Annotated in this window: 25 protein-coding genes, 1 tRNA gene and 1 pseudogene; 8 read left to right on the forward strand and 19 right to left on the reverse strand. The window is 62.9% G+C overall.

Annotated elements, in window-relative coordinates:
• The 4 genes from VGH68_RS10100 to VGH68_RS10115 form a co-directional block, all read left to right on the forward strand.
• Positions 1-839 (forward strand): MFS transporter (locus VGH68_RS10100; RefSeq protein ID WP_331603454.1); only part of this gene is annotated, 839 nt, incomplete at its 5' end.
• Positions 840-872: 33 nt separating this feature from the next.
• Positions 873-2,420, forward strand: a complete 1,548-nt coding sequence (locus VGH68_RS10105) for an altronate dehydratase family protein (protein WP_331603455.1) — start codon at positions 873-875, stop codon at positions 2,418-2,420.
• A 73-nt stretch (positions 2,421-2,493) separates the two neighbouring features.
• Positions 2,494-3,729 carry an alpha-hydroxy acid oxidase gene (locus VGH68_RS10110; RefSeq protein ID WP_331603456.1) on the forward strand — a complete coding sequence of 412 codons (1,236 nt, stop codon included), beginning with the start codon at positions 2,494-2,496 and terminating at the stop codon, positions 3,727-3,729.
• Positions 3,730-3,746: 17 nt separating this feature from the next.
• Positions 3,747-5,171 carry an FAD-binding oxidoreductase gene (locus VGH68_RS10115; protein ID WP_331603457.1) on the forward strand — a complete coding sequence of 475 codons (1,425 nt, stop codon included), beginning with the start codon at positions 3,747-3,749 and terminating at the stop codon, positions 5,169-5,171.
• An 80-nt stretch (positions 5,172-5,251) separates the two neighbouring features.
• Here VGH68_RS10115 and VGH68_RS10120 read toward each other — a convergent pair whose 3' ends face one another.
• Positions 5,252-5,428, reverse strand: coding sequence for a hypothetical protein (locus VGH68_RS10120; RefSeq protein WP_331603489.1), 177 nt, complete (start codon positions 5,426-5,428; stop codon positions 5,252-5,254).
• 12 nt (positions 5,429-5,440) lie between these two features.
• The gene (locus VGH68_RS10125; protein WP_331603458.1) at positions 5,441-5,707 is read right to left on the reverse strand and encodes an H-NS family nucleoid-associated regulatory protein; all 267 of its coding nucleotides are present in this window, start codon (positions 5,705-5,707) and stop codon (positions 5,441-5,443) included.
• A gap of 470 nt (positions 5,708-6,177) precedes the next feature.
• Between VGH68_RS10125 and VGH68_RS10130 the strand changes: the two genes are divergently transcribed.
• Positions 6,178-6,813 (forward strand): LysE family translocator, encoded by a 636-nt coding sequence (locus VGH68_RS10130; protein ID WP_331603459.1) that lies wholly within the window; start codon positions 6,178-6,180, stop codon positions 6,811-6,813.
• Positions 6,814-6,865: 52 nt separating this feature from the next.
• On the opposite strand, the gene VGH68_RS10135 is transcribed toward VGH68_RS10130, so the two are convergent.
• The 10 genes and pseudogenes from VGH68_RS10135 to VGH68_RS10180 form a co-directional block, all read right to left on the reverse strand.
• Positions 6,866-8,500 (reverse strand): acyl-CoA synthetase, encoded by a 1,635-nt coding sequence (locus VGH68_RS10135; protein WP_331603460.1) that lies wholly within the window; start codon positions 8,498-8,500, stop codon positions 6,866-6,868.
• Between the two features lie 476 nt (positions 8,501-8,976).
• Positions 8,977-9,357 carry a transposase gene (locus VGH68_RS10140; RefSeq protein ID WP_331603462.1) on the reverse strand — a complete coding sequence of 127 codons (381 nt, stop codon included), beginning with the start codon at positions 9,355-9,357 and terminating at the stop codon, positions 8,977-8,979.
• A gap of 182 nt (positions 9,358-9,539) precedes the next feature.
• Positions 9,540-10,682: a porin gene (locus VGH68_RS10145; RefSeq protein WP_331603463.1), complete on the reverse strand. Its 1,143-nt coding sequence runs from the start codon at positions 10,680-10,682 to the stop codon at positions 9,540-9,542.
• 622 nt (positions 10,683-11,304) lie between these two features.
• Positions 11,305-11,493, reverse strand: coding sequence for a hypothetical protein (locus VGH68_RS10150; protein ID WP_331603464.1), 189 nt, complete (start codon positions 11,491-11,493; stop codon positions 11,305-11,307).
• An 82-nt stretch (positions 11,494-11,575) separates the two neighbouring features.
• Positions 11,576-11,749: a hypothetical protein gene (locus tag VGH68_RS10155; RefSeq protein WP_331603465.1), complete on the reverse strand. Its 174-nt coding sequence runs from the start codon at positions 11,747-11,749 to the stop codon at positions 11,576-11,578.
• A 152-nt stretch (positions 11,750-11,901) separates the two neighbouring features.
• Positions 11,902-12,117, reverse strand: a complete 216-nt coding sequence (locus VGH68_RS10160) for a hypothetical protein (protein ID WP_331603466.1) — start codon at positions 12,115-12,117, stop codon at positions 11,902-11,904.
• Positions 12,118-12,573: 456 nt separating this feature from the next.
• Complete coding sequence (locus tag VGH68_RS10165) at positions 12,574-13,290, reverse strand: GNAT family N-acetyltransferase (RefSeq protein WP_331603467.1); 717 nt, start codon at positions 13,288-13,290, stop codon at positions 12,574-12,576.
• 237 nt (positions 13,291-13,527) lie between these two features.
• Positions 13,528-14,124: pseudogene (locus VGH68_RS10170) on the reverse strand (NmrA family NAD(P)-binding protein); the annotation flags it as partial.
• Between the two features lie 15 nt (positions 14,125-14,139).
• A complete protein-coding gene (locus VGH68_RS10175; protein WP_331603468.1) occupies positions 14,140-15,111 on the reverse strand; it encodes a PDR/VanB family oxidoreductase in 972 nt (323 codons plus the stop codon).
• Positions 15,108-16,214 (reverse strand): aromatic ring-hydroxylating dioxygenase subunit alpha, encoded by a 1,107-nt coding sequence (locus VGH68_RS10180; RefSeq protein WP_331603470.1) that lies wholly within the window; start codon positions 16,212-16,214, stop codon positions 15,108-15,110. Before VGH68_RS10180 ends, VGH68_RS10175 begins: the two co-directional genes overlap by 4 nt.
• Before the next feature lie 203 nt (positions 16,215-16,417).
• On the opposite strand from VGH68_RS10180, the gene VGH68_RS10185 reads away from it, so the two are divergent.
• Positions 16,418-16,894 carry a MarR family winged helix-turn-helix transcriptional regulator gene (locus tag VGH68_RS10185; protein WP_331603471.1) on the forward strand — a complete coding sequence of 159 codons (477 nt, stop codon included), beginning with the start codon at positions 16,418-16,420 and terminating at the stop codon, positions 16,892-16,894.
• A 115-nt stretch (positions 16,895-17,009) separates the two neighbouring features.
• Here VGH68_RS10185 and VGH68_RS10190 read toward each other — a convergent pair whose 3' ends face one another.
• Positions 17,010-17,216 (reverse strand): aldo/keto reductase, encoded by a 207-nt coding sequence (locus tag VGH68_RS10190; RefSeq protein ID WP_331603472.1) that lies wholly within the window; start codon positions 17,214-17,216, stop codon positions 17,010-17,012.
• Between the two features lie 6 nt (positions 17,217-17,222).
• Between VGH68_RS10190 and VGH68_RS10195 the strand changes: the two genes are divergently transcribed.
• A complete protein-coding gene (locus VGH68_RS10195; protein WP_331603473.1) occupies positions 17,223-18,053 on the forward strand; it encodes an FAD-binding oxidoreductase in 831 nt (276 codons plus the stop codon).
• 63 nt (positions 18,054-18,116) lie between these two features.
• Here the strand turns inward: VGH68_RS10195 and VGH68_RS10200 are convergent.
• The 6 genes from VGH68_RS10200 to VGH68_RS10225 form a co-directional block, all read right to left on the reverse strand.
• Positions 18,117-18,204: transfer RNA gene (locus tag VGH68_RS10200), tRNA-Ile, on the reverse strand.
• A 154-nt stretch (positions 18,205-18,358) separates the two neighbouring features.
• Positions 18,359-20,746, reverse strand: a complete 2,388-nt coding sequence (gene rpoD / locus VGH68_RS10205; RefSeq protein ID WP_331603475.1) for an RNA polymerase sigma factor RpoD — start codon at positions 20,744-20,746, stop codon at positions 18,359-18,361.
• 91 nt (positions 20,747-20,837) lie between these two features.
• Complete coding sequence (gene dnaG / locus VGH68_RS10210) at positions 20,838-22,715, reverse strand: DNA primase (protein WP_331603476.1); 1,878 nt, start codon at positions 22,713-22,715, stop codon at positions 20,838-20,840.
• A gap of 120 nt (positions 22,716-22,835) precedes the next feature.
• Positions 22,836-23,282 (reverse strand): GatB/YqeY domain-containing protein, encoded by a 447-nt coding sequence (locus VGH68_RS10215; RefSeq protein WP_331603478.1) that lies wholly within the window; start codon positions 23,280-23,282, stop codon positions 22,836-22,838.
• Between the two features lie 248 nt (positions 23,283-23,530).
• The gene (gene rpsU, locus VGH68_RS10220) at positions 23,531-23,743 is read right to left on the reverse strand and encodes a 30S ribosomal protein S21 (RefSeq protein ID WP_331603479.1); all 213 of its coding nucleotides are present in this window, start codon (positions 23,741-23,743) and stop codon (positions 23,531-23,533) included.
• A 68-nt stretch (positions 23,744-23,811) separates the two neighbouring features.
• A complete protein-coding gene (locus VGH68_RS10225; protein WP_331603480.1) occupies positions 23,812-25,029 on the reverse strand; it encodes an NAD(P)/FAD-dependent oxidoreductase in 1,218 nt (405 codons plus the stop codon).
• A gap of 121 nt (positions 25,030-25,150) precedes the next feature.
• Between VGH68_RS10225 and tsaD the strand changes: the two genes are divergently transcribed.
• The gene (tsaD, locus tag VGH68_RS10230; protein WP_331603481.1) at positions 25,151-26,179 is read left to right on the forward strand and encodes a tRNA (adenosine(37)-N6)-threonylcarbamoyltransferase complex transferase subunit TsaD; all 1,029 of its coding nucleotides are present in this window, start codon (positions 25,151-25,153) and stop codon (positions 26,177-26,179) included.
• Positions 26,180-26,240 lie beyond the last annotated feature (61 nt).

The raw sequence follows: 26,240 nt of genomic DNA on the forward strand, positions 1-26,240 counted from the left end.
CGGTCGTCGCGCTGATCATCGGCGCGCTCGGCTGGAAAGCGGCGTTTATCCTGACCGGTCTGCTCGGCGCGGTATGGATCGTCGGCTGGCTCGTGATCTACCGCAGCCCCGCGCACGCCGATATGACCGGTGCCGAAGACGTTGCGCCCGTCGAGAACGCGGGCAATGAGCAAAGCAAGGTCACGTGGGCATCGCTGTTTCGCCACCGCACGCTGTGGGGCATGATGCTCGGCTTTTTCTGCCTGAACTTCGTGATCTATTTCTTCATCACGTGGTTCCCCAGCTACCTCGTGCAGACCCGCGGCTTCTCGCTGAAATCGCTCGGCACGCTCGGCATGATTCCGGCGTTGATCGCGATTCCCGGCGGCTGGCTCGGCGGCTATGTGTCGGATGCGCTGTTCCGGCGCGGCTGGAGTCTGACGGCTGCGCGCAAGACCTGCATGGTCGGCGGCATGCTGTTGTCGTCGGTGATCACGCTGTCGGCGTTCACGTCCAATGTCTATCTGATGCTCGCTTTTTTCGGCATCGCGTACGGCAGTCTCGCGTTCGCAGCGGCCAGCATCTGGTCGCTGCCCGGCGACGTCGCGCCGACGCCGCGCCACGTCGCGTCGATCGGCGGTATCCAGAATTTCGCGTCCAACCTGGCCGGCATCGTAATCACCACGTTCACCGGCATGATGGTCGCGCTGAGCAAGGGTTCGTTCACGATCCCGCTGGTCGTCGCCGGAGGCTTCTGCTTTCTCGGCGCATTCAGCTATCTTGTAATCGTGGGCCGCATCGAGCCGCTGTCGCTCGAATCCGAACACCGGAGTGCGAAGAGCGCGGGTTCCACGATCTGACCTACCGCTTCATTCTGTTTTCGAGGCTTTTTTATGTCGACTCAAACTAGCGTCGCGCCGGTGGTGATCCGCCTGCATCCCGCTGACGATGTGATCATCGCTACCCGGCAGCTTCTGCCGGGCACGCGCATCGACGCGGAACAACTCGTGGTTAGCGGTCTGATTCCGCCAGGGCATAAAGTGGCGACGCGTGACATCGCGAAGGGCGAGCCGGTCAAGCGCTATAACCAGATCATCGGCGTCGCGCGCGAAGCGATCAGACGTGGCCAGCACGTTCACGTTCAGAACCTCGGGATGTCCGAGTTTTCGCGCGATCATGCGTTCGGCGTCGATACGCATCCGACCGCTTACGTCGACGAACCCGCGTATTTCATGGGGATCCGCCGTGACAACGGGCGGATTGCAACGCGCAATTACATCAGCGTGCTGACCAGTGTGAACTGCTCGGCCACCGTCGCGCGGGCCATCGCGGATCATTTCCGGCGCGATGTGCATCCGGAAGCACTCGCCGACTATCCGAACGTGGACGGCGTCGTTGCGTTGACGCACGGGCTCGGTTGCGGAATCGACACGCATGGCGAGGGCATCGCGATCTTGCGCCGCACGCTGGCGGGTTACGCGGTGCATCCGAACTTCGCGTCGGTGCTGTTCGTCGGGCTCGGCTGCGAGACCAACCAGATCGACGGCGTGCTCGAAGCCGGCGGCCTGAGCCGCAACGACGCGAAACTGCGCAGTTTTACGATCCAGGACAGCGGCGGCACACGCAAGACGATCGAGCGCGGCATCGCAACGGTGCAAGAGATGCTCGCCGACGCGAACCGCGTCGAGCGGGTGCCGGTGCCGGCCTCGCACCTGTGCGTCGGCTTGCAATGCGGCGGTTCGGACGGCTATTCGGGCATTTCCGCGAATCCCGCGCTGGGCGCCGCGGTCGACCGCGTTGTGCGGCATGGCGGCACCGCGATCCTGTCGGAGACGCCGGAAGTTTACGGCGCCGAGCATCTGCTGACGCGTCGCGCGACGAGCCAGGCGGTCGGCGACAAGCTGCTTGCGCGCATCGCGTGGTGGCAGGACTACTGCGCGCGCAATGGCGGCGCACTCGACAACAATCCATCGGCCGGCAACAAGGCGGGTGGCCTGACGACCATTCTCGAAAAATCGCTCGGCGCGGTGGCCAAGGGCGGCACGACGAATCTGGTGGAAGTCTACGAATACGCACAGCGCATCGATGCGAAGGGCTTCGTGTTCATGGACTCGCCGGGCTACGACCCGGTGTCGGCAACGGGCCAGGTCGCGTCGGGTGCTAATCTGATCTGCTTCACGACCGGGCGGGGTTCCGCGTACGGCTGCGCGCCGTCGCCATCGCTGAAGCTGGCAACCAACACCGCGTTGTGGGAGCGCCAGGAGGAAGACATCGATCTGAACTGCGGCGGCATCGTCGACGGCACGGCCAGTATCGATCAGCTCGGCGAATCGATCTTCCGGATGATGCTCGACTGCGCATCCGGCAAGCGCTCGAAGAGCGAAGTGCACGGTTATGGACAGAGCGAATTCGTGCCCTGGCAGGTGGGCGTGGTGACCTGACGCAGTGCACGCCGCAGCACCGCGCTGCGGCGGGCCACCTGAAACACCAATCGACCAGCCCAGGAGAGTTGAATTGAAACGCCGCCTTTATTCGGGACGCGACGTGAACCGCGCGCACAGCATCGACGATCTGCGAGCGATGGCGCGCAGGCGGTTGCCGAATTTCTGTTTCGAATACATCGAAGGCGGGTCCGAGGACGAGGCGACGCTGCGGCGCAATCGCGATGTCTTCGGCGAAATCGCTTTTCTGCCACGCACGCTGGTGAACGTCGAGCAGCGCAACCAGAGCAGGATGCTGTTGGGGCAGCGCAGCGCGTCGCCTTTTATGATCGGCCCCACCGGCTACAGCGGGTTGATGTTTCGCGAGGGCGACGTCAAGCTCGCCAGCGCCGCGGCGGCCGCCGGCATTCCGTTCGTGCTGAGCAACGTGTCGACCGTCGCGCTGGAAGACGTCGTGCGACGCGCGGGCGGCCGCGTGTGGATGCAGGTCTATATGTACCGCACGCGCGCATTCCTCGCGCAGCTTGCGCAACGCGCGCAGGCTGCCGGCATCGAAGCGCTGGTCGTCACGACGGACAGCGCGGTGTTCGGCAAGCGCGAATGGGACCTGCGCAACTACATCAAACCGTTGATGCTCGACTGGCGCAACAAGTTCGACGTGCTGGGCCATCCGCGCTGGATGGCCAACGTGCTGTGGCCCAGCGGCATGCCTCGCTTCGCCAATCTGGGCGATCTGTTGCCGCCTGGGCAGAACAGCGTGAAAGGGGCCACCATCACGTTGGGCCAGCAACTGGATCCGTCGCTATCGTGGGACGATATCCGCTGGCTGCGCGATCTGTGGCCGAACAAGCTGATCGTCAAGGGCGTGCTCGGCGCGCCGGACGCGTTGAAGGGGGTGCAGGCAGGCGTGGACGGCATCGTGCTGTCGAACCACGGCGGGCGGCAGCTCGATGGCGCGGTATCCGCGATGGACGTGCTGCCCGAAGTCGTCGACGAGGTCGGCGGCAAGCTCTGCGTGATGCTCGACGGTGGCTTCCGCCGCGGTTCGGACATCCTGAAGGCGGTGGCCCTCGGCGCGGATGCGGTGCTGCTCGGGCGCGCGACGACCTACGGTCTTGGCGCCGGCGGCCAGCCGGGTGCCGAACGTGCGATTCAGATTTTGAAAACAGAGGTGGATCGAGCGCTAGGTTTGCTCGGTTGCAGCGATATTTCGGCGCTCGATCGCAGCTATCTGCGCTGGCTGGGGCGACACATCGCGCCATCGCGTGCGTACGCGCAAGCCGCGCAAGACCCGGCTTCGTTCGTGTAACGATCAGGAGACGTCTGATGCAGGAAAACCATGCTGGTGTGCGCACGACGGGCGGCGAAGAAGCAATCGCGGCGCTGCGCAACGCGCTTGGCGCGGACGTCGTGAGCCTGCCTGCCGAGTTCGGCAACCGCCAGTTCGCAGACTGGAGCAGTACACCCGCGGCGATACCGGTGGCATTGGTGCGGCCGCGCACGACCGACGAGGTCGCCACCGCGCTGCGGATCTGTCATCAATACCGGCAATCGGTCGTCACGCAAGGCGGGATGACTGGCCACGCGGGCGGCGCCTGCGTGCTGGACGGTGAAATCGCGCTGAGCCTGGAGCGCATGAACGGCATCGTCGAAATCGATCCGGTCAGTGCGACGATGACCGTACTCGCCGGCACGCCATTGCAGCTCGTGCAGGAAGCGGCCGAGCAGGCCGGCTTCATGTTCGCGCTCGATCTCGGCGCGCGCGGCAGCTGCACGATCGGCGGCAATATCGCGACCAACGCGGGCGGCAACCGCGTGATCCGCTACGGCATGATGCGCGACCAGCTGCTCGACGTCGAGGCGGTGCTCGCGGACGGCAGCGTGATCGGCGGCCAGCGCAAGATGATCAAGAACAACACCGGCTATGATCTGCGCAATCTGCTGGCCGGCAGCGAAGGCACGCTGGCGGTGATCACCTCCGCGGTGCTGCGCCTGCGGGCCAAACCGCGCGCGGTGTCGACCGCATGGTGCGGAATGCCTGACTACGATGCGGTCACCACACTGCTGGGCCGCGCGCAGGAGCGCCTGCCGGCCGGCGTGTCCGCATTCGAGGTGATGTGGCCGAGCTACGCCGGCTTCATCCGCCAACGCATGCCCGAACTGCGCGCGCCGCTCGCGGGCGATCACGCTTACTACGTGCTGATCGAGAGTTGCGGCGCCGACCCCGAGCGTCAGGACGCAGCTTTCGAAGCGTTTCTCGCCGACATGCTCGAGGCCGGCGTCATCGTCGATGCGGCGATCGCGCAATCGGAATCGGACGCCGCGGCGTTCTGGGCGATTCGCGACGCGCCGGCCGAGTATCCGCGTTTGATCCCCGGGCGTATCTCGTTCGACATCAGCTTCGCGGTGGCCCAGGCGGGCGAGGCGGCCCAGCGTTGCGACGAGCGCTTGCGCGCGCGCTGGCCGCAAGCGACGATCCTCGTGTATGGCCATCTCGGCGATGGCAACCTGCATGTGGTGGTACAGGAGCCGGACTGGACCAAGCAGACTATCGCCGACGTCAAGAAGGTCGTCTATGAACTGACCGGAGAGATGGGCGGCTCGGTATCGGCCGAACACGGCATCGGCGAAGAGAAGCTGACACTGCTCGCGCTGTCGCGCTCGCCGGCCGAACTGGCCGCGATGAAAGCAATCAAGCTCGCGCTCGATCCGTACAATCTTCTGAACCCCGGCAAGGTGATTGCGATGTGAAACTGACCGGTCACCCGCCGTCGCCAAGCGCTGTGCCGCCGCGGCCTATTTCAACGAACAGCGTAGCCAGCGACCGATCCTCACGACGTCGGCGACGGATCGTGCGGGCCATGCAACGGACGCTTTGCATCGAGCGACACGACCGCGCTCATCAGTCTACATATCGACGCAATCGGCAGCACGGTGTCGGCGCGCTTTTCGGTGAGCACCGTCCGCGTGCGCTCACCGACCACACAGACGGCCTTTGAGCGCAGCAGCGTGCGGGGCGATCAACAGCGGAAATGATCGATGCTCTGTCCGGCGTGAATCGCACGCGCTAGCCACGCGGGCTTATCCCCGTACCCATCCCACGTATTACCAAACGCGTCGCGGTACAGGACCGCTCGCACCGCGTTCCGATCGGCTTCGAGCGATTCAGCGAGCGCTTCCATCGTGATGCCGTAGTCTTCCATGCGGTTGCGGATCCACACGATCATGCGCTCGCGCGCATTTTCATCGTATTCGAACAGCCGTTGTTGTCCTTGTCGCTCTTTCATAACGTATGGATATCGCAGCTAATGCTGGCGTTAGACAAACAGGAATTTCGCAAAACGACGCGAAGCCGATGCGTAATTCAGAGAGAACGGGGGCCATTCGAATGCACGGCGTCGATCCCGATGCGTCACGATGCGCACCTGGAGACATGCCCTGTTGATCCTGAATTTAAGCACCGTGACGGCTACCAGAATCAGGCGAATTCGCTTGCTACAGTTCGAATTGCGCCCGTGTCTCGCCTCATTGTTCCGAGAGAACTTCAGCGTATGGACGGGCATTCTAGCACCCAATTTCTTCTGTTCGCAGCACCCGTTTTTCTCGAATAGCGCTTGTTGCGAGGGGCTTACGAGTTTCCAGTGTTCGTCACTTAAGCGGCGCGATTGGCGGACAATGCGATATTCGTCAGAAGACCCGCCATTGGCCCGTCACTTCACTTTTCCATCGACGGCCACCCTTTCCAGGAGACCCGATAATGCCCGCCTCGACCGCCATTCTCACGATTCTCGCCGCGCTGCTGCTGGGCGCGATGAGTCCCGGACCGAGCTTCGTCATCGTCGCGCGCAACGCGATCGGCCTGTCGCGCGGCGACGGGCTAGCGACGGCGCTCGGCATGGGCATCGGCGGCGTGTTCTTTAGCGGCATCGCACTGCTCGGGCTGTATACGCTGCTCGCGACGGTCGAATGGCTCTATGTCGGTCTGAAAATTGCCGGCGGCGTGTACCTGATTTATCTGGCGTCGAAAATCTGGCGCGGCGCCGCAAAGCCGCTCGCGTTCAAGGCTGAGCAGACCGGCGGTGGGAATCCGCGCAAATCGTTCTGGATCGGCCTGAGCACGCAACTCAGCAATCCGAAGACGGCCGTCTATTACGGCAGTATTTTCGCCGCGCTGCTGCCGCAGCATCCGCCGATGTGGTGTTACTTCGCGCTGCCGCCGGCGATCTTCACGATCGAAGCGGGCTGGTACACGGTCGTCGCGCTTTGCTTTTCGAGCAAACGCCCGCGTGAAGTCTATTTGCGCTGGAAGGCGTGGATCGATCGGATCGCCGCAAGCGCGGTGACCGCGCTCGGCTTGCGGCTCATCCTGAATGCGCACAAGGTGGGGATCTGACGGCGCGGGCGCGTGCGTCGATGTTTGCGCTTCGTTCGCGGCAGGCGGCGCGTTAGCCGTTCTGCTCCGCCTTGATCCGCGCCCGCAATTCGAATTTCTGTATCTTTCCCGTCGAGGTCTTCGGCAATTCGCCAAAGCGCACGGCCTTCGGCAGTTTATAGCCGGCCAGAAACAGCCGGCAGTGCGCAATGATCTCTCCCTCGGTCGCCTGCGCGCCCTCCTTCAGCTCGATGAACGCGCACGGCACCTCGCCCCACTTCGGATCGGCCATTGCGACCACTGCGGCGACCGACACCGCCGGATGCCGGTACAGCGTGTCCTCGACCTCGATGCTCGAGATATTCTCGCCGCCGGAAATGATGATGTCCTTGCTGCGGTCGCGAATGCGGACATAGCCGTCCGCTGTGCGCACGCCTAGATCGCCGGTATGGAACCAGCCTCCATCGAAGGCCGCTTCAGTCGCGCGCCCGTTCTTCAGATAGCCCTTCATGCAGATGTTGCCGCGAAACATGATCTCGCCGAGCGTCGTGCCGTCGTCCCGCACGGGCGCGAGCGTGTCCGGATCGAGCACCGCGACCGCCGCCTGCAGGTGATAACGCACGCCCTGCCGCGCGGTCAGTTCGGCGCGGGCGTTGTCGTCGAGCGCGTCCCACTCGTCCTGTTTCGCGCAGACGGCCGCGGGCCCGTAGGTTTCCGTCAGCCCGTATACGTGCGTGAGATCGAAACCGATCTCCTTCATTTTCGCGATCACCGCGGGCGGCGGCGCCGCACCCGCGACCATCGTCGACACATGCTGCGTAATGCCCTCGCGCCATGTGGCCGGCGCATTCGCGAGCGCGTTCTGCACGATCGGCGCGCCGCAATAGTGCGTGACGCGCTCGCGGCGAATCAGTTCGAATACGGTCTGCGCGTCGAATTTGCGCAGGCAGACGTTGACCCCCGCGCGCGCGGCCACCGTCCATGGAAAACACCAGCCGTTGCAATGGAACATCGGCAGCGTCCACAGATACACCGCATGCTTCGGCATGTCCCATTCGAGGATATTGCTAAGCGCGTTCAGATACGCGCCGCGGTGATGGTAGACGACGCCCTTCGGATCGCCGGTCGTACCCGATGTGTAGTTCAACGCGATCGCATCCCATTCGTCGGCCGGCTGCGTCCATTCGAAGGCTGGGTCGCCGCCTTGCAGGAACTGCTCGTAATCGGTCGCGCGGATAAATTGCGCGGCGTCGGCGGGCCCCGCGTCGGCCACGCTGATGATGCGCAGATGCGGAAAGTCGAGCGCCGCGCGATGCGCGAACTCACCGTACTCGGTATCGACGATCAGCGCCTTGGCCTCGCCGTGACGCAGCATGAACAGTAGCGAGGCGATGTCGAGCCGCGTGTTGAGCGTGTTTAGCACCGCCCCGGCCATCGGCACGCCGAAGTGCGCTTCGACCATCGCCGGGATGTTGGGCAGCAATACCGCGACCGTATCGCCGCGACCCACACCGGCCTGGCGCAGCGCGCTCGCGAGCCGCCGCGCGCGTTCGCTGGTCTCGCGCCAGGTGCGGCGAATCTCACCATGAACGATCGCGAGCCGCTCGCCATACACTTGTGCGGCGCGCATGAGGAAGTCGATCGGCGTCAACGGGACATAGTTGGCCTCGCGCCGCTGGAGACCTTCGTCGAACATGTGCTGTGTCATCGCATTGTCTCCTGAGGCGCGGGCCGCGCCGCTGCTGGTTCTGGTTGGAAGCCTTTCTGACCGAAAGCCTAGCCATTGTCGCCGTGAACTGTCCGTCATTCAAATGACAGAGTAGAGCCCATTGCGTACCCGGACCAAATCGGAACCGGCCTGCCCAGTAGCGGTTTGATAACGCCTATCGCTTATGCACGGCGCTCGACCGTCCCGCGCACGCACCGGCGCGGGTGCAGCTGTTCGCGCTCGCGCAGCGCAGCATCCGAAAGGCGGCGCGTGCGCTGGACGGTAGAGCGCGGCAACGGAACAACCGTCAGACTATTGGATCGACGTGCTCGATCTCGAACCTATGCGCGTTCAGACGAAACAGACTGAGTCGTGCGCGCGAAGGTGCGCTTCTGGTGCGAAAGCCGGGCCGCGACCGGAAAAAGGCCGCCACGGACGTGATCCGGCCGACGGCGTGGCAAGTGCCTGCCGCTATGTTACGGCGCTGATGAGTCGCTCGCGACCTGGCTCGCGCGCACACCGCCCCTGCGCTTCGCGCGCATCTCGAGGACCGCATCGGTCTTGAACAGCGCAAGCATGATCGCGGTCAACACGCCCGATTTCTTCCAGCGCAGATAGTAGCGATGCGCAGTCTGATACGGCACGTAGTGATCGGGCATTGCGCTCCACGGCGCGTGCGTGTGCAGCACCCACATCACACTATCGAGCACCCGACGAATATCGAGCGGCGGACGTCCGCGACGCGGCCCGTCATTGGGCGTTCCGGACAGCAGCGGCGCGATACGTTGCCATTGGTCGTCGGTTAATTCACGAATGACCGGCCGTGCCGCGATGGATTCGGAGGAAAGGATATTCATGCATAAAAGCGCGTGCGCGCAAAACCCGCGCTCGCGTCGCCGACGAAATAGTGTCCGAAAAAACGATCAACCCGAGACTACTCGAAGCGAGCCTGGGAAAAAGTCAATTCTTGTCAGCGAAGCATGAAAAAAAGGTGCCGCGAACGGCACCTTTTCGGTCCTACAGGGAGCTTCTGAGAAGCTTAGAAGCGGTGACGCAGACCAACCGTAGCAGCCGTCTGGTTCTTCGACGACGACGTCGGAACCGAGTTGTCGCCGCTGTAGATCGAAGCCACGCCGCCGTCGCCCATTGCGTGCTGGTACACAGCCTGAGCGTAGACGTCGGTGCGACGCGACAGCGCGTAGTCCGCCTGCACGCCGATCTGATGGTAACGGGTCTTCATGTCGTTGCCGTCAGCGTTGACGCCGTAGCCACGTGCGTCAGTGAACGTGTACGCGATACCCAGGCCGAGAGCCGGCGTCAGGTTGTACTTGCCGTTGATTTCGTAGTTGTTGGTATGGCCTTGACGCTGACCCGGTGCTGCGCCGACCAGGTTGTCCACACGCGATTGCGTCCATGCCACGCCGACCAGCGCCGGGCCGAAGCCGTACGAAGCGCCCGCGCCGAACTGACGCTGACGGAAGTCGCCCGTCAAAACGCCCGACGTGTTCGCCAGGATGCCGTCCGATGCGCCGCTAGCGTTAGCCGCCGGGTTGTTCTGCTGGGCGTAGGCAGCACCGAGGTGCAGGCCTTGCCACTGGTACGCAGCGCCCAAGCTGTACTGGCGGTTGTTTGCGAATGCGCCAGCCTGGTTCGAGAAGCCGTACGTGCCGCCGAACGTGAAGCCAGCGTAGTTAGCACTCGAGTACTTGACCGAGTTGTTGACCGACAGACCGCCGTTGGTGTTCAGGTTGTCGTTGTTGAACGGGTGCGCGAAGTAAGTGCCGCCCCAGCTGCCCGTTGCGGTCAGCGGTGCGAGGTAGTCTTGCGCCGCGTCGTACTGGCGACCCAGCGTGACCGTACCGAATTGCGCGCTCGACAGGCCGACGAATGCCTGACGGTTGAACATGCCGTTGTTGTTAGCGAACTTGCCGTTGTTGATGTTGAAGCCGCTTTCCAACGTGAAGATTGCCTTCAGGCCGCCGCCGAGGTCTTCCGAACCACGCAGACCGAACATGCTCTGGTTGATGCCACCGCTGCCTGCTGCCCACTTGGAGTTGTGGTTAACGTTGCTCGTGTACGTCAGGCCCGCGTCCAGCAGGCCATACAGGGTCACGCTGCTTTGTGCGTGAGCGACGGAAGCGAACGATGCGGCAGCCGCGACGACGATGAGACTCTTTTTCATGGGAACTCCAATTCGAAAAATTTTACGGGGAGCGGGACCTGCGCAGACAGGGAACGCATCGCGTCGCTGTCGCCCCCGCTGGCCGAACCGGTTGGGTCGGCCTGGCACCCTTGAAGCGAAGCGTGAGTGTAGGGGGACACCCTAATAGGGGGCGCCGGTAGATCACACAACAGGATTTTTCGAATTGCGCAACAATGTGCGATCGGAAGACGTTAAGTGCTTGTTTTTGCGGTGCTTATTGCAAGAACAGCTCGATCCATTACGACCACTTATTCGATGAATTTTGCAATCTCTCAAAAATAAAGTTGCGCGTTCACAACAGCGATTTAGGCTTTGCGCCGCGAATGGGCGTGATCGATTCGTAATTGAAGTGCGGCGATTTCTTGAAATGGCGTGAGTGAAGACGTCGCCTTCTGGATCAATCGGGCTTGTTTTTCGCAAAGCCAGGAACTTCGCGAAGCTTGTGATGTCGTTTTTCCGTCATTCGCATCAACCGCACATTTATTGGCGAGTTAATTCTGGTTGAAATCACGCCGGATATTCGCGTAATTACGATTACCAAATCCGCCCGACACGCTGCCCGAGTTGACAGCTCAACGCTCCAGCCGAAGCTAACTGAAAGTCAGTCGTCAATACGGAAAGAGCGCGCTTCTCGGCTGTCTTTTGATTTTCCTTTCGCCGACACGCCCGCGAGTTCTTTATCAAATATGGGCGCGCGCGAAGAAGCCTTCAGCACGGGTGTTGCCCGGAGGTGAATTGCGGCGCCGGCCGCCGCGTGACAAAACCCGCGCTGAAAGCGGATGGCAAACATCAGTGAAGCCTTCCGTATTGAATTAACGGCCCAGCCACGAGCTTTTTTACGCGGAGTTTCCCTGATACCGCCGGGTCCGGTCTTATGGCTTGCACTGTGAGTGCCTGAGCGCGTCCTCGTCCTCGGGAGAAGAGCCCGGCGCGAGCGGGTCGCTGTCGGGCGGCGTGTCCGGAAATGGTCGCGGCTGTTCGCCGGGCTCGTCGAGCGGCTGATTGGCGGGGTCGGCGATGGGATCGATGGTGGGGTCGGTTTGCATGGCGGATGTCCAGTTCAATGGGAACGTCTCCCATCGCTGGTCACGCGCAATGGCTATTCCCGCAGGTCGAACGGTTAAAGGGCCGGCACGCACCCATACGTTGGATCAGGCGAAGCCGATTGTAGAAATTGCGTTGCCCGGAAACGCTATTTTCAACGCCCGATGGGTCGATGACGATCGAGCCTCGTCGCATCGTCGGGCGGTGCGCTCAGGAACGGCTCCAGCCCGAACAACCACGCGAAACAGAAGGTCGCGCGTGCGCGCGCCCGCACCGCAGGCCGACACGCGGCGTCGTCGGCGTCATCCGAAGGTGCGCCGGCCACGGCGTGAGGTTGGGCAAATTCGGCGGCGGTGTGGTCGGGTTGCATGATGGTTCTCGTTATTAATATGGTGTGGAAGCCGACTGTCGCAAACGACATGCCACTCGCGCGGCACCGAATTCATACCAGCGGTCACGAGACTATCGCCACACCCAGGCCAGACTCTGTGCGCTGGCCCGCCAAGCAAGGCGACGACACGGATCGCGTGCGAGCCGCGTTCGATTTCTCCGCTGCCGGGCGGGCTTTGCCCCCAGTCTTCGCAACCTGGCAACTCCGTCAGATCGCGCGTCGCGAATCGAGGCGCTGTTCGTACCTGCGGATCATGCCGCACGGGACTGTGTTCGGGACCAGCCGCTCATCGCGATCGTGTGCTGCGCGACGACGATAAGACTGCACGGATCGTGCTCTTCGTATCGCACGCGAAATCGGAGGACTCGTACTGGATCTTTGATGGCAGTATGGGCAGCGCGAAGTAGCGGGATAAAGCACGCCAACCACTCGCGTTCAACGCGGCGCGCGTTCAAGCACCATCAGATGCAACTCGCGACGCTCGACAAAGCCCATTGCCCGATAGATTGCAAGCGCGCCGGGATTGGACGCGAGCACGTGCAGGAACGGCGTCTCGCCGCGCGCACAGATCGCCTCGATCAGCCGCTTCATCAGGCCAGCCGCAAGTCCTTGCCCGCGGAAAGCCGGGTCCACGCAGACGGCGCTGACTTCTGTGTAGCCATCGATCTTCATGCGCTCGCCCGCCATCGCGGCCAGCTTTCCTTCTTTGCGTATGCCGAGATAGTCGCCGAGTTCGATAGTGCGCGGACCGAAAGGTCCCGGCTGCGTTGTCGCGGTCAGCGCAAGCATCTCGGGGACGTCGCGCTCGTCGAGGTTCAGGTACTCCAATGCCGGCGATGGAACGGAGTCGCGTTGCCAGACCATCTGCAGCAGCGACGCTTGCCTGACGATGGAGAAACTGGCGTCCGGTTCGACCGCCTGCACGGTCGCCAACGCCACTGGCCCATGCTCGTCGATCAGTTCGCGCAACGCATCGAACGACGCCGGACTCGTATCGACCATCGCAGTAAACGGCGCGACTGGCGACATGAACCGCAGTGCCCGCTCGCTTCCGACGGCAAAGCCATGTTGCTTGCCGGTGAGCGCATTCCAGATGACGTCGTCTAGCGCGTGCGCGCCGCCGGCTTTACTCGTAACTTCCATTTCGGGCATGACTGGCTCTAGTGTTCAAGGTATGGCCAACGATCACGATGGCCGGAACGCTTTGCAGTCTAGCCGCAACCTGATCCGCTGACCATAATCACAAATGACACTTTTGGCATCATTTGCGACGGCATAAGGCGGGTCGCGCTCGCGCTGATGGGAGTGTCTGATTGCAAACTTCCTCACACTCCCAAGCCGGCCGCGACGTGTACATGCGCGGCACGCCGCCGGCTCGGGCGCTTGCTGCTACGCGGAACGTTTGACCAGCGCGTCGAGCACCGTGTCCAGTTCAGTCGTCCCGCGCAGGATTTCATCGGCAGGTCTTTCGAAGCGGATCCAACCTTCGTTGAAGCCATCGAGCATGCGCATTCGCGGCAGCGGATGCTTCATGCGCTGCGATAGAAATAGCGACTCCCCATCCCGCCGGTTCACCGCCTCCGCACGCACGGGCCGGCCCAACACGCGAGCGAACGCCGCGGCAACGTCGTTCGGGCTCACGCGACGCGGTCCCTCCAGCTCGACGATGCGCACACCGGTCCACGTTTGCCGAAGCAGCGTCGCGGCGACGCGACCGATGTCCTCGGTTGCGACCATCGGCACAGGTCGGTCGAGCGGCTGCAAATAACTGGCGATGACGCCATCGTCGCGTGCCGGTCCCACATCCGACGCGACGTTTTCCATGAACCAGCCGGGTCGCAGAAATGTGATGGGTACCGGCAGCGCACTGAGTGCCTGCTGCATCAATGTGTGTTGCGTGAGCAAATTGCTCTCACGCGCCTGCGCGCCGATGGTCGACAGGCAAACGACCTTCTCCCGCCGCGCGTTCCTGATTGCGGCGCAGATGCGGGACCGAACGCACTAGAGATCGAGCACCAGCACGGGTGAGCGCGAGCGCGAACAGCAGGGCAGGAAGTACTCGCCGGCTACCTTCTCCTCGTCAGTCAGGTAACTGTCACGGTGCTCGGGCTGGCCTTCGAGCACACGCGTCATGCAGGTGCCGCACACGCCCTGCCCGCACGACGTCAGCACGTCCACACCGTGTTGCGCAAGCGACTCGACGACCGTGCATCCGGGCGGCACGTCGACCGACACTCCGCTGCTTGCGATGCGCACCACGAAGCCGGTCTCTTCACGCGCATCCGCATTCGCCACCGCACCTGAGAAGAATTCATGATGCAGTCGATGACCGGCCCAGCCTTGCGCCCGCGCTTCGGCCAGCACCGCCTCCATGAAGCCGCGCGGACCGCACACGTAGAGATGCGTGTGCGCGCTCGCCGCCGCGATCGCCGCCGCCATATCGAACGCCTGATGCGCAGCCGCATCGTCGAAATGAATCTGCACGTGTTGATGAAATGCCGACGCCGCCAGCCGATCGACGAACGCGGCACGCTCGCGCGAACGCGTGCAGTAGTGCATGTCGAACGGCGTGTCCTGAGCGGCGAGATGCTCGGCCATCGCGAGGATCGGCGTGACGCCGATACCGCCGGCGAGCAACAGATGGTGGGCCGCCTGTGCGTCCACCGGAAAATGGTTCCGCGGCGCACCGATCCGTATCAAGTCACCCTGGTGCACCTGATCGTGCATCGCCATCGAACCGCCGCGTCCGTTCGGATCGCGCAGCACCGCGATTTCGTAGCAGTCGTTGCGCGCCGGATTGCCGCATAGCGAATACTGGCGAACGAGCCCGCCCGGAAGATACGCGTCGATATGCGCGCCTGCGTCGAAGCGGGGTAGCGGCGCGCGATCCGGGCGACGCAGTTCGAAACCGCAGATGCCGTGCGCTTCATCCCACCTGCGCACGACTTCCACCGTCAACGTGGCGTCGTTCACGAAGCCTCCTTCGTCGACACCACCGGCTTGATCGGCGCAACCGGCACGATGGGCAAGCCCTCGCGCCCTGCCTGGTGCGATCGCTCTTCGGCCAGCAGACGGTCGATGACCCTGCGCGACAACACCCCGCCAGCATCAATGTTGAGCTTCAGCAGCGAACGCTCCGGCCAGGCCAACAGGTTCTGCTGCTGACGCTCGAGCATCTGCAGATCCTCGGCAAAGATTTTCGCTTGACCCTCGCGGATCTGCGCGGTCAGCTCCGCATCGTCCGGCCTGAAATTGCGCGCCATGCCCCAGAAGTACCAGATCGACGTTTCCGTCTCGGGCGTGATGAAATCGACGACGATCGATGACGCCTTGTGTTGCGCAGGCGCGTCGTAGCCGCCATGCCCCGCGTGCGCCACCCCCACTTCGATCATCACGTGACTGGGCGGCGTGAAGCGGCAGACCTGCCAGCGATCCACCGGCACATCGTCGGCGAGGCCATTGCCGCGCAGCGCCATCTGCCAGAACGGCGGCGCCGCGATGTCGTGCATGAAGCGGCTCGTCACCACTTCGTCGCCGCGGCTCACGGTCTTCGGCGGGGCCTCGTCGATCTCCTTCTGGCCGATGGTGCTCGCGTGCACATAGGTTTCGTGCGTGAGATCCATCAGGTTGTCGATCATCAGCCGGTAGTCGCAACCGATGTGATAAAGGCCGCCACCGTACGCCCAGCCAGCATCGCTCGCCCACGGCAGCGGATGCAGCCGCGCGGGATCGGCCTGCGAACTGTCGCCGGGCCAGACCCACACGAATCCATCGCGTTCGAGCGCCGCATAGCGCCTGATCGGCGGAAAGCCGCCCACTCTTTGTCCGGGCATTGCCGAGGCCTTGCCGTCGCAGCCCATCTGCAGCCCGTGATAGCCGCAGACCAGCTTGCCGTCGCGCACGAAGCCGAGCGAGAGCGGCGCGCCGCGATGCGGACAGAAATCTTCGAGCGCGATCACCTCGCCCGCTTCGCCACGGTAAAACACCATCGATTCGCCACAGATGCGGCGACCCAGCGGCTTGCCATCGATCTCATCGGGGGTGCACGCCACGTACCACGCGTTCCTCAGAAACATCGCTTTCGTCTCCTCGTGATGTCGGCACGGTTCGATCCAAACGACGCGAACCGTACCCAGCGATCCTCACATTCAGTACACTGAATATGACCGAGTGTACTGAGCGTCGGGAGACCCGGCAAGGACGGCGGTATACTGGTTTTCCCTCAACGGGCCACTGCGCCGCATACGCGGCGCATCGAATCATTACCGCTCGCCTCCCCATGAAAAAACGCAACGCAGCCGACGCATCGCGTGCGTCCCTGCATCTTTACGAAGAGCCCGGCCACTTGATCCGGCGCGCCAACCAGATCGCAGTGGCGATGTTTTACGAAAAGCTCGGTCGTGACATTACGCCGGTGCAGTACGCGGTACTGCGCATGCTCGAAGAGAACCCCGGGCTCGATCAGGTGACGCTCGCGCAGAAGGTGGCCCTCGACACGTCGACGACGGCCGACATCGCCGCACGTCTGGAAACCAAGGGTTGGATCGTCAGAGAGTTGCTGCCCAGACGGCAGCGCCGCCTCGCGCTGACGGCTCAAGGCGAGGCGTTGCTCGACAGCTTGACGCCGTTGCTGCACGATCTGCGGGACAGCCTGTTTGAAGGCATGGGCGAACAGGACGCGCTCGATCTGATGCGCCTGCTGAGCAAGTTCGTCCATCTGAACAACGACCAGAGCCGGGCACCGCTTAAAGCGTAGGACGCGCCGACTGCCGCATCGGGCGCTGCAGATGAAAGCTCCGGCTGTCAGTCACCAACCGGTGTTCGTCGCTTTCGATGCTCCGGTACATGAGGCACCCGCGGAACATCGTCACTCACACGTCCCATTGCGGCGCCCATGACGCCTTGCTGACCCGCCCGTCGGGTCGGGCAAGTGCGCCGATCCGGCGCACTTCGTCGTCGTCGAGAGAAAAATCGAACACGTCGATGTTCTCGCCGATCCGCTGTTCGTTCGACGACTTCGGCACCGCCGCGACGCCCGGCTGCTGAATCATCCAGCGCAACAGCACCTGCGACGGCACCTTGCCGTGCCGCGCACAGGCGTCGAACTGGCCGCTGAACTCGACCGGCGTATGCGTTGGGGAAGCCCGTCATATCGCGTGAGCGCGGATGACGCGCGAGAAATCGAGCCGGGCTTCGAGCCCGGTGACGAGGCGTTCATCTTCTACACGCCGGACGAAGGGATAATGTCGCCGGTACAACTGACATCGACGATGCTTGAGGCCGCGGTTGCGCGTGGCGCGCACTATTCACCGCACGACGCATACCAAGGCTTCAGAAAGACTGCGGCTGGCTACGAGATTACGAGCGATAGCGGCAAGCGCGAGACGGACATCCTGATCTTCGCAGGCGGCATCGCGAATCCGGATCTCGTCGAAGGCACGGGATTGAAGGCGCCGCTCACCCACAGCACTGGCAGCGTCGTACATCTCGCGCCGTTGCCTCGTCTTTTCGATTCAGTGATTCTCGGGGCGCACGTCCACGCGATTCAGCGTGTCGATGGCCGCGTGGTGATTGCGAAGCACTTCTCAGGCTCGCCCGTCGGCGACCCCAGCACTCCCGATCCGAAAGAACTGGTACGAATCGCAGCGCGCGTATTACCGGGCCTGAGGGACGCCGCGGTCGAGAAGGTTACGGAAACGCCGCGCGTGATTCCCGCCGACGGGCTGCCAGTGGTGAGCGCTTCAGCGTCGCTGCCGGGCGTTGTGTCAATCACGACGAACGCGGGTATCAGCCTCGCTGCGGGACTGTCGCAACTCATCACGACCGAATTGCTGGACAGGGTGAGGGTCAGCCAGTTGGATCCGTATCGCGCCGAGCGCTTCGAGCACGAAGCGGTGGCGGACGCGGCAGTCTGAGTGTTCAGGTGGGGACGCTATGCTTAACGGCACAGAGCGTCCTGGAACTTGATGGAATAACGATGGTGGGCCGGGTCGGGTTCGAACCGACGACGTCCTTTCGGAGGCGGATTATGAGTCCGCTGCCTGCAACCAACACGGCGTCCGGCCCTGGAAGAAAAAGACCCGGGCGTGAAGGCCGGGCCATTTCGTCGATTGGCCGACATACTACACGAAAAAGGGGCCTCCGCAACCGCTTCGCTTGCGCGAAACGACCGGAAGGCCCCTTCAATTGCATCATTGCCAGCTATACGCGCCGGCCGCGATCAGTTCCCTTCGAGGAACGACTTCAGCTTGTCAGAACGGCTCGGATGACGGAGCTTGCACAACGCCTTCGCCTCGATCTGACGGATCCGCTCACGCGTCACGTCGAACTGCTTGCCCACTTCCTCGAGCGTGTGATCGGTGCTCATCTCGATGCCGAAACGCATGCGCAGCACCTTCGCCTCACGCGGCGTCAACGAGTCGAGCACGTCTTTCACGACATCGCGCATACTCGCGTGCAATGCGGCATCCGCCGGCGCGACCGTGTTCGTATCCTCGATGAAGTCGCCGAGATGCGAATCGTCATCGTCGCCGATCGGCGTTTCCATCGAGATCGGCTCCTTCGCGATCTTCATGATCTTGCGGATCTTGTCTTCCGGCATTTCCATCTTCTCGGCCAGCGTTGCCGGATCCGGTTCGAGACCGGTTTCCTGCAGGATCTGGCGCGAGATGCGATTCATCTTGTTGATCGTTTCGATCATATGGACCGGAATACGGATCGTGCGCGCCTGGTCGGCGATCGAACGCGTAATGGCCTGACGAATCCACCACGTCGCGTAGGTGGAGAACTTGTAGCCGCGACGATATTCAAATTTGTCCACCGCCTTCATCAGGCCGATGTTGCCTTCCTGAATCAGGTCGAGAAACTGCAGACCACGGTTCGTGTACTTCTTCGCGATCGAGATCACGAGACGCAGATTCGCCTCGGTCATTTCACGCTTGGCCTGACGCGCCTTCAGTTCGCCGGCCGCCATCTGGCGGTTGGTTTCCTTCAGGTCCTTCAGCGGCAACACGACGCGCGCCTGCAGATCGAGCAGACGTTGCTGCTGTTCGCGGATCGCCGGAATGTTGCGCGTGAGGATCGCGCTATACGCATGACCTTCGGCGACGATCTTGTCGGCCCACTCGAGGTCCGTTTCGCTGCCCGGGAAGCGCGCGATGAATTCCGCGCGCGGCATACCGCATTTGTCGACCACCGTATGCAGGATCTGCCGCTCGACCTGACGCACTTCGTCCACCTGCGCGCGCAGCGTGTCGCACAGACGCTCGACCGTACGCGCGGTGAAGCGGATCGTCATCAACTCGTTCTGGATGGTTTCCTGCGCCTTCAGGTACGACTTGGACTTGTAACCTTCCTTCTCGAACGCGCGACGCATCTTGTCGAACCATTCGCTGATCATCGCGAACTTTTCGAGCGACGCGCGACGCAGCGCTTCGAGTTGCGCGGCGTTGGCCGTGGCTTGCGCCGTGCCATCGTCTTCTTCCTCGTCCTCGTCCTCTTCCTCGGTTTCCTCCTCCTCGCTTTCGATCGCTTCCGCTTCCTGCGCGGAAAAGCCGTCGGCATCTTCCGCGTCGGCGTCGATCAGGCCATCGACGAGTTCGTCGATGCGCGCTTCGTCGTTGGCGACGCGCTCAGCCATCGCGAGGATGTCGGCGATCGTGGTCGGGCAGGCGGAGATGGCCATCACCATGTGCTTCAGGCCGTCTTCGATCCGCTTCGCGATTTCGATTTCGCCTTCGCGCGTGAGCAGTTCGACCGTGCCCATCTCGCGCATGTACATGCGGACCGGGTCGGTCGTGCGGCCGAATTCGGAATCGACGGTGGACAGAGCGACTTCCGCTTCCTCTTCGACTTCGTCATCCGACGAAGCCGCGGGTGCGTTGTCGTTGAGCAGCAGCGTTTCGGCGTCCGGGGCCTGTTCGTAGACCGCGACGCCCATGTCGTTGAACGTGCTGATGATGCCTTCGATCGCCTCGCTCTCGGTGAAGTTATCCGGCAGGTGATCGTTGATTTCAGCGTAGGTGAGGAAGCCGCGCTCCTTGCCGAGCTTGATCAGCGCGCGCAGTTTGGAGCGGCGCTCTTCGAGTTCCTCCACCGTGCCCGGCTGCGACGACGCAAACGCATCTTTCAGCAGCGCTTTTTCCTTTGCACGACGGTCGCGAGCCTTGACCTTCTCCACCTTGCCCGGTGCGGCGGCAGCTGTTTCTTCGGTCTGGGTTGCATCGTCATCGACGGGTACTTCATTCAGCTTTTTCGTCATGGAGTTCGCCGTACCGGCTGTAGTCTCGACTCCCGGCTGTTGGACAACAGCCGGTTGAGCCGTGGATACTGAAGTCACGCGCGCCGCCGCATCGTCCTCGACGGTAGCCGCTTCCCTTGCGCTTCTGACACCTGACCGCTTCACAGCCGGCGGTGCTACAGCTTTCGCCGCCCGGACCGGTGCCGCCTGCGCGGCCGCAGTGGTCGACGACTTCTTCCCCGCAGCCGGCGCCACGCTGACGGCAGACGTTTTCCTGGCGGATGCAGTCAGTTTGGCCTCGGTGACTTTTCCGCTGCGCTCTTTCGCGCGTGAGCCTGTAGTCTGAGTTCCGCCTGTAGTCTTTGCCATCGCATCGCCTTTTCGCCTTTGCTAGGAAAACCCTTGAAAAACAAACTGCTAGAAACCTTCAATTATAGCACCCGAGGCTCGAACCCCTCCGCTAGAGCCCGAGTTGACGCTTCATCTCGGCCCGCTTCCGGTTTAGATCCGAAAACTCGGCAAATTCTTCCGGCGTATGCCGCGACTGCCTCGATAGCTGCTCCAGACGGTCGCAATAAGCGTCATAACGCATTTTCAGGATCGCCGCCTTCAATTCCTCGCCGACGATCCGTTCCTGCTCGCGCCGCTCCTCAATGACGACTACATCCTGCGGGTCTTTGAGCAGCAAATCCCGGACATTTTCATCATAGTCCAGAATTTTGCGAAAGATTTCCTCGAAAGTTGGGGCATTCGCGCCGTTTCGCAAGAGATCGGACAATAGCTGGAACTCCGCGGAATCGCCGAGCGCGCGCGCGTGCGTCGTCACTTCGGCGAACAGTTCCGCGTGCCGGGTCACGGTGAGCAGCGCCTCTTCGGCCTCCTCGTCGAGCATCGCGACCGTGCGCGGATGCATCACCAGATTGCGCAGCGTCTTTTCCTCGATCCCGGTCACGCTGCGGCGGTCCTTCCGGGCGGGCGCCTGGCGCGCCGCCGCCGCGATCCGCGCATCGACCTCGCACAGCGCCGCAACTTCGTTGAACGGCACATCGAGCCGGTCCGCGAACATGTGCATGATCTGCGCGCGCAGCGCATTGGCGGGCAGCGCCTGAAGCAGCGGCTTCGCGTCGAAGAGCGCACGTGCCTTGCCTTCCGGCTGATCCAGTTCCTTGCCGGTCAGAACTTCGTTGAGCATGAACTGTGACAGCGGCATTGCGCGGTCGACCTGCTCGGCAAACGCCTCTGTGCCGAATTCGCGCACGTAGCTGTCCGGATCGTGCTCGGACGGCAGGAACAGGAAGCGGATCGTGCGATTGTCGGCCGCGTGCGGCAAACATGCATCGAGCGCACGACGCGCGGCGCGGCGGCCGGCAGAATCGCCGTCGAAACTGAAGATCACCGTGTCGGTCTGGCGCATCAGTTTTTGCACATGAATTGGCGTGCAAGCGGTGCCGAGGGTCGCGACCGCGTTCTGAAAGCCCAGTTGGGCCAGCGCGACTACATCCATATAACCTTCGACAACAAGCACATAGTGCTGCTCGCGGATCGCGAGGCGCGCCTCGAATAGCCCGTACAGCTCGCTGCCTTTGTTAAATAGAGGCGTCTCGGGCGAATTCAAATATTTGGGTTCGCCGCCGTCGAGCACCCGTCCGCCGAAGCCGATCACCTGCCCTTTCACATTGCGGATCGGGAACATGATCCGCTCGCGAAAGCGGTCGTAGCGGCGGTGCTGTCCCTGCGCATCGGACTTTTCGCTGACGATGACGAGGCCCGCTTCGACCAGCGCGTCATCGCGGTAATTCGGGAACGCTGCCTCGAGGTTCTGCCAGCCATCCGGTGCGTAGCCGAGGCCGAAGCGCGCCGCGATTTCCCCCGTCAGGCCGCGCTTTTTCAGGTACTGGATTGCATTTTGCGCGCCGCGCAACTGCTTGCGGTAGTAATCGCAGGCAGTCTGCATTACATCGGAAAGCGCTGTGGTAACGGCCTTGGACGCCGCCGGGGCATAGCCGCCAGAACCACCCGCGCCGGTGCCACCATATCCGGGCGAGGGCTCGTGCGGCACGGTCAAGCCCACCGATTGCGCGAGCTCGTTGACCGCCTCGGGAAACGACGCGCCGACGTGCTCCATCATGAAACCGATGGCCGTGCCATGAGCGCCGCAGCCGAAGCAGTGATAGAACTGCTTGGTCGGGCTAACCGTGAACGACGGACTCTTCTCGTTGTGAAACGGGCAAAGCCCCATGAAGTTGGCGCCGCCCTTTTTCAGCTGCACATACCGGCCGACCACGTCGACGATATCGACGCGGTTGAGCAGGTCCTGCAGGAATGACGGTGGGATCACAATAAACGACGCTGTCAGGAAAGCTTCAAAATCGAAGCCCGGATCCGGGCTCGACACCGCAACCGGACGCCACGCCGCGCGCGGTCCCGAGACCCACACGGCGCGGACAAACAGACGGAGTTATTTGGCGAGCGCGGCCTTGACCTGCGCGGAGACCGCGGTCATGTCGGCCCGGCCGGCAAGCTTCGGCTTGAGCACGCCCATCACCTTGCCCATGTCCTGCGGGCCGGCGGCCCCGGTTTGCGTAACTGCGGCCTGCACTTGCGCAACGATTTCCGCCTCGGACATCTGCTCGGGCATGTAGGCGGACAGGATGGCGAGTTCGGCCTTTTCCTTGTCGGCCAGATCGGTACGGCCAGCGGCCTCGAACTGGCTGATCGAATCCTTGCGCTGCTTGATCATCTTGTCGATGACGGCGGTCACGGCAGCGTCGTCCAGCGTGATCCGTTCATCGACTTCGCGCTGCTTGATAGCGGCGAGCAGCAGGCGGATCGTGCCGAGACGCTCCGTCTCACGCGCCCGCATGGCCGCTTTCATATCATCGTTGATCCGGTCCTTGAGACTCATCACTCACCCTGAATTACGTTGAAGGGTTAAAACCGGCTGGGTCAATGGCGGCCGTACCGCCGCATCAACACGAAAACCCGCTTGGGACGGCTTCCTCAAGCGGGTTGGCGCAATGTATGTATTGGATGCGACCCTGCCAGCTGGCCCGATGGGCCGGGTTCTCCGTGATGGCCCCCAGGATGCCCAGGATGCCACCATCGGCCTGTATGTTGCCGCGTCGCCAAAGCGAAACCGCGGCAAAGTCAGAATCAGTACAGCTTTTTCGGCAGCATCTGGCCACGCAGACGCTTGAAATGACGCTTCACCGCCGCTGCTTTCTTACGTTTTCGTTCTGCTGTGGGCTTTTCGTAAAACTCGCGAGCGCGAAGTTCCGTCAGCAAACCGGCTTTTTCCATCGTGCGCTTGAAACGGCGCAGCGCGACTTCGAACGGCTCATTGTCTTTTACGCGGATGGTCGTCATTTTTCAATAACGGAACTTTGTAAAGGTTGATGAGTATAGCAGAGCTTTTGCACAAACCTACCGCGCCGTCAAGCCCCTCGCGCATACTCCGCGGCGGCCTCGCCGGCCGCGACCCCCGAGGCCCATGCCCATTGAAAATTGTATCCGCCGAGCCAGCCGGTGACGTCGACCGCCTCGCCAATGAAATACAGGCCCGCGACGCGCTCGCTCATCATCGTCGATGACGACAGGCCGCGCGTGTCGACGCCGCCACGCGTCACTTCCGCCTTGCGATAGCCCTCGGTGCCGTTGGGGACGAGCGTCCAACGCGACAGCGCTTCACCGACGCGCCGCAGTGTTTTGTCCGGCAGATCGGCCATGCGTGAATCGGCAGCCACCCGGTGGGTGTCGAGCCAAACATGCGCGAGCCGTTGCGACACCCATTCCGATAGGAGGTTGGCAATCTGACGTTTGGTGCCGTTCTTGGCCTCGATCAGCGCGGTTGCGGCGTCGCACTGCGGCAGCAGATTGATGTGAATCGGCTCGCCGGGCTGCCAGTAACTCGAAATCTGCAACACCCCCGGGCCAGACAGGCCACGGTGCGTGAACAGCAGATCCTCGGTGAATTCCGCGCCGGTCTTTTTATCGCCGGTCGCAAGTTGCACCTCGAGCGACACCCCCGACAACGCCGCGAACGGTTCCCAGTCGGCCGACGCAAAGGTCAGAGGAACCAGCGCGGGGCGCGTGTCGATCAGTTTGTGGCCGAACTGCCTGGCGAGCCGGTACGCAAAATCGGTCGCGCCGATCTTGGGGATCGACAGGCCACCTGTTGCGATCACCAGCGCGCGTGCGGCGATCGTTCCCGCCGCAGTGCCGAGCGTGAACCCGCGTTGTCCGTCGTGGCGCACTTCTTCGACGGAAAGCGGCGTGCGCCATGCGACGCCGCCCGCGTCGCACTCGTTCTTCAGCACGTCGATGACCGCGTCGCTCGACTGATCGCAAAACAGCTGACCCTTGTGCTTCTCGTGCCACGTCACGCGATGCCGCTTGAGCAACGCCATGAAGTCGCGCGGCGTGTAACGCGCGAGCGCCGACCGGCAGAAATGGGGATTCGCCGACAGGTAATTGCCCGGCCCCGCGTACAGATTCGTGAAGTTGCAGCGCCCGCCGCCAGAAATGCGGATTTTCTCCGCGAGACGCTGCGAGTGGTCGATCAGGACGACGCGCCGGCCAAGTTGCCCGGCCACGGACGCGCACATCATGCCGGCCGCGCCCGCGCCGATCACCGCAATATCGAAGGATTCCATGGGGCTGCATTGTACCTGCGGGACTTGCGGCGTCTGCCGCCCTAAGCCCGCGCTGCTATACTTTCAGGCTTACCTTTCACCTTCGGGCGCGCGTCCGTGCGCCCGCTCAAAGCGATTCATCATGCTCGTTCTAGGCATCGAAAGCTCCTGCGACGAAACCGGTCTCGCGCTCTACGACACCGAGCGCGGCCTGCTCGCGCACGCGCTGCATTCGCAGATCGCGATGCATCGGGAGTACGGCGGTGTCGTCCCGGAGCTCGCGTCGCGCGACCATATCCGCCGCGCGTTGCCGTTGCTCGAAGAGGTAATGGAACGCGCCAACGTGGCGACAAGCGACATCGATGCGATCGCCTACACGCAAGGGCCAGGGCTCGCGGGCGCGCTTCTCGTCGGCGCAAGCATCGCCAATTCGCTGGCGATGGCGTGGGACAAGCCGACCATCGGCATCCACCATCTGGAGGGGCATCTGCTGTCGCCGCTGCTGGTCGACGAGCCGCCACCTTTCCCATTCGTCGCATTACTCGTGTCCGGCGGCCATACGCAATTGATGCGCGTAACCGGCGTGGGCGTCTACGAGACACTCGGCGAAACGCTCGACGACGCCGCCGGCGAAGCGTTCGACAAGACCGCCAAGCTGCTCGGCCTCGGTTATCCGGGCGGCCCGGAAGTCTCGCGCATGGCCGAATTCGGCACGCCCGGCGCGGTCGTGCTGCCGCGTCCGATGCTGCATTCGGGCGACCTCGATTTCAGCTTCAGCGGCTTGAAGACCGCTGTCCTGACGCATGCGAACAAGCTCGGCGGCGCGAATCTCTGTGAGCAGGCGAAAGCCGATCTCGCGCGTGGTTTCGTCGATGCCGCCGTCGAAGTGCTGGCGGCGAAGTCGCTCGCCGCGCTCAAACGCACGAAGCTGAACCGGCTCGTCGTGGCGGGTGGCGTCGGCGCGAACCGGCAGTTGCGCGAAGCGCTGTCGGCCGCCGCGCAAAAACGCAATTTTTATGTGCATTACCCGGACTTGTCGCTGTGCACGGACAACGGCGCGATGATCGCGCTAGCCGGCGCATTGCGCTTGCAGCGTTGGCCCGAGCAGGCCGGCAATGACTACGCGTTTACAGTGAAGCCGCGCTGGGATCTCACGTCGCTGGCGCGCTGAATCGATTTGAGCCGTGGGGCTCCCGCGCGACAAAAAAGCCGCTTCTCCAAGCGGCTTTTTC

The organism is Paraburkholderia sp. (genome assembly GCF_036488505.1).
Taxonomy (GTDB): Bacteria; Pseudomonadota; Gammaproteobacteria; order Burkholderiales; family Burkholderiaceae; genus Paraburkholderia.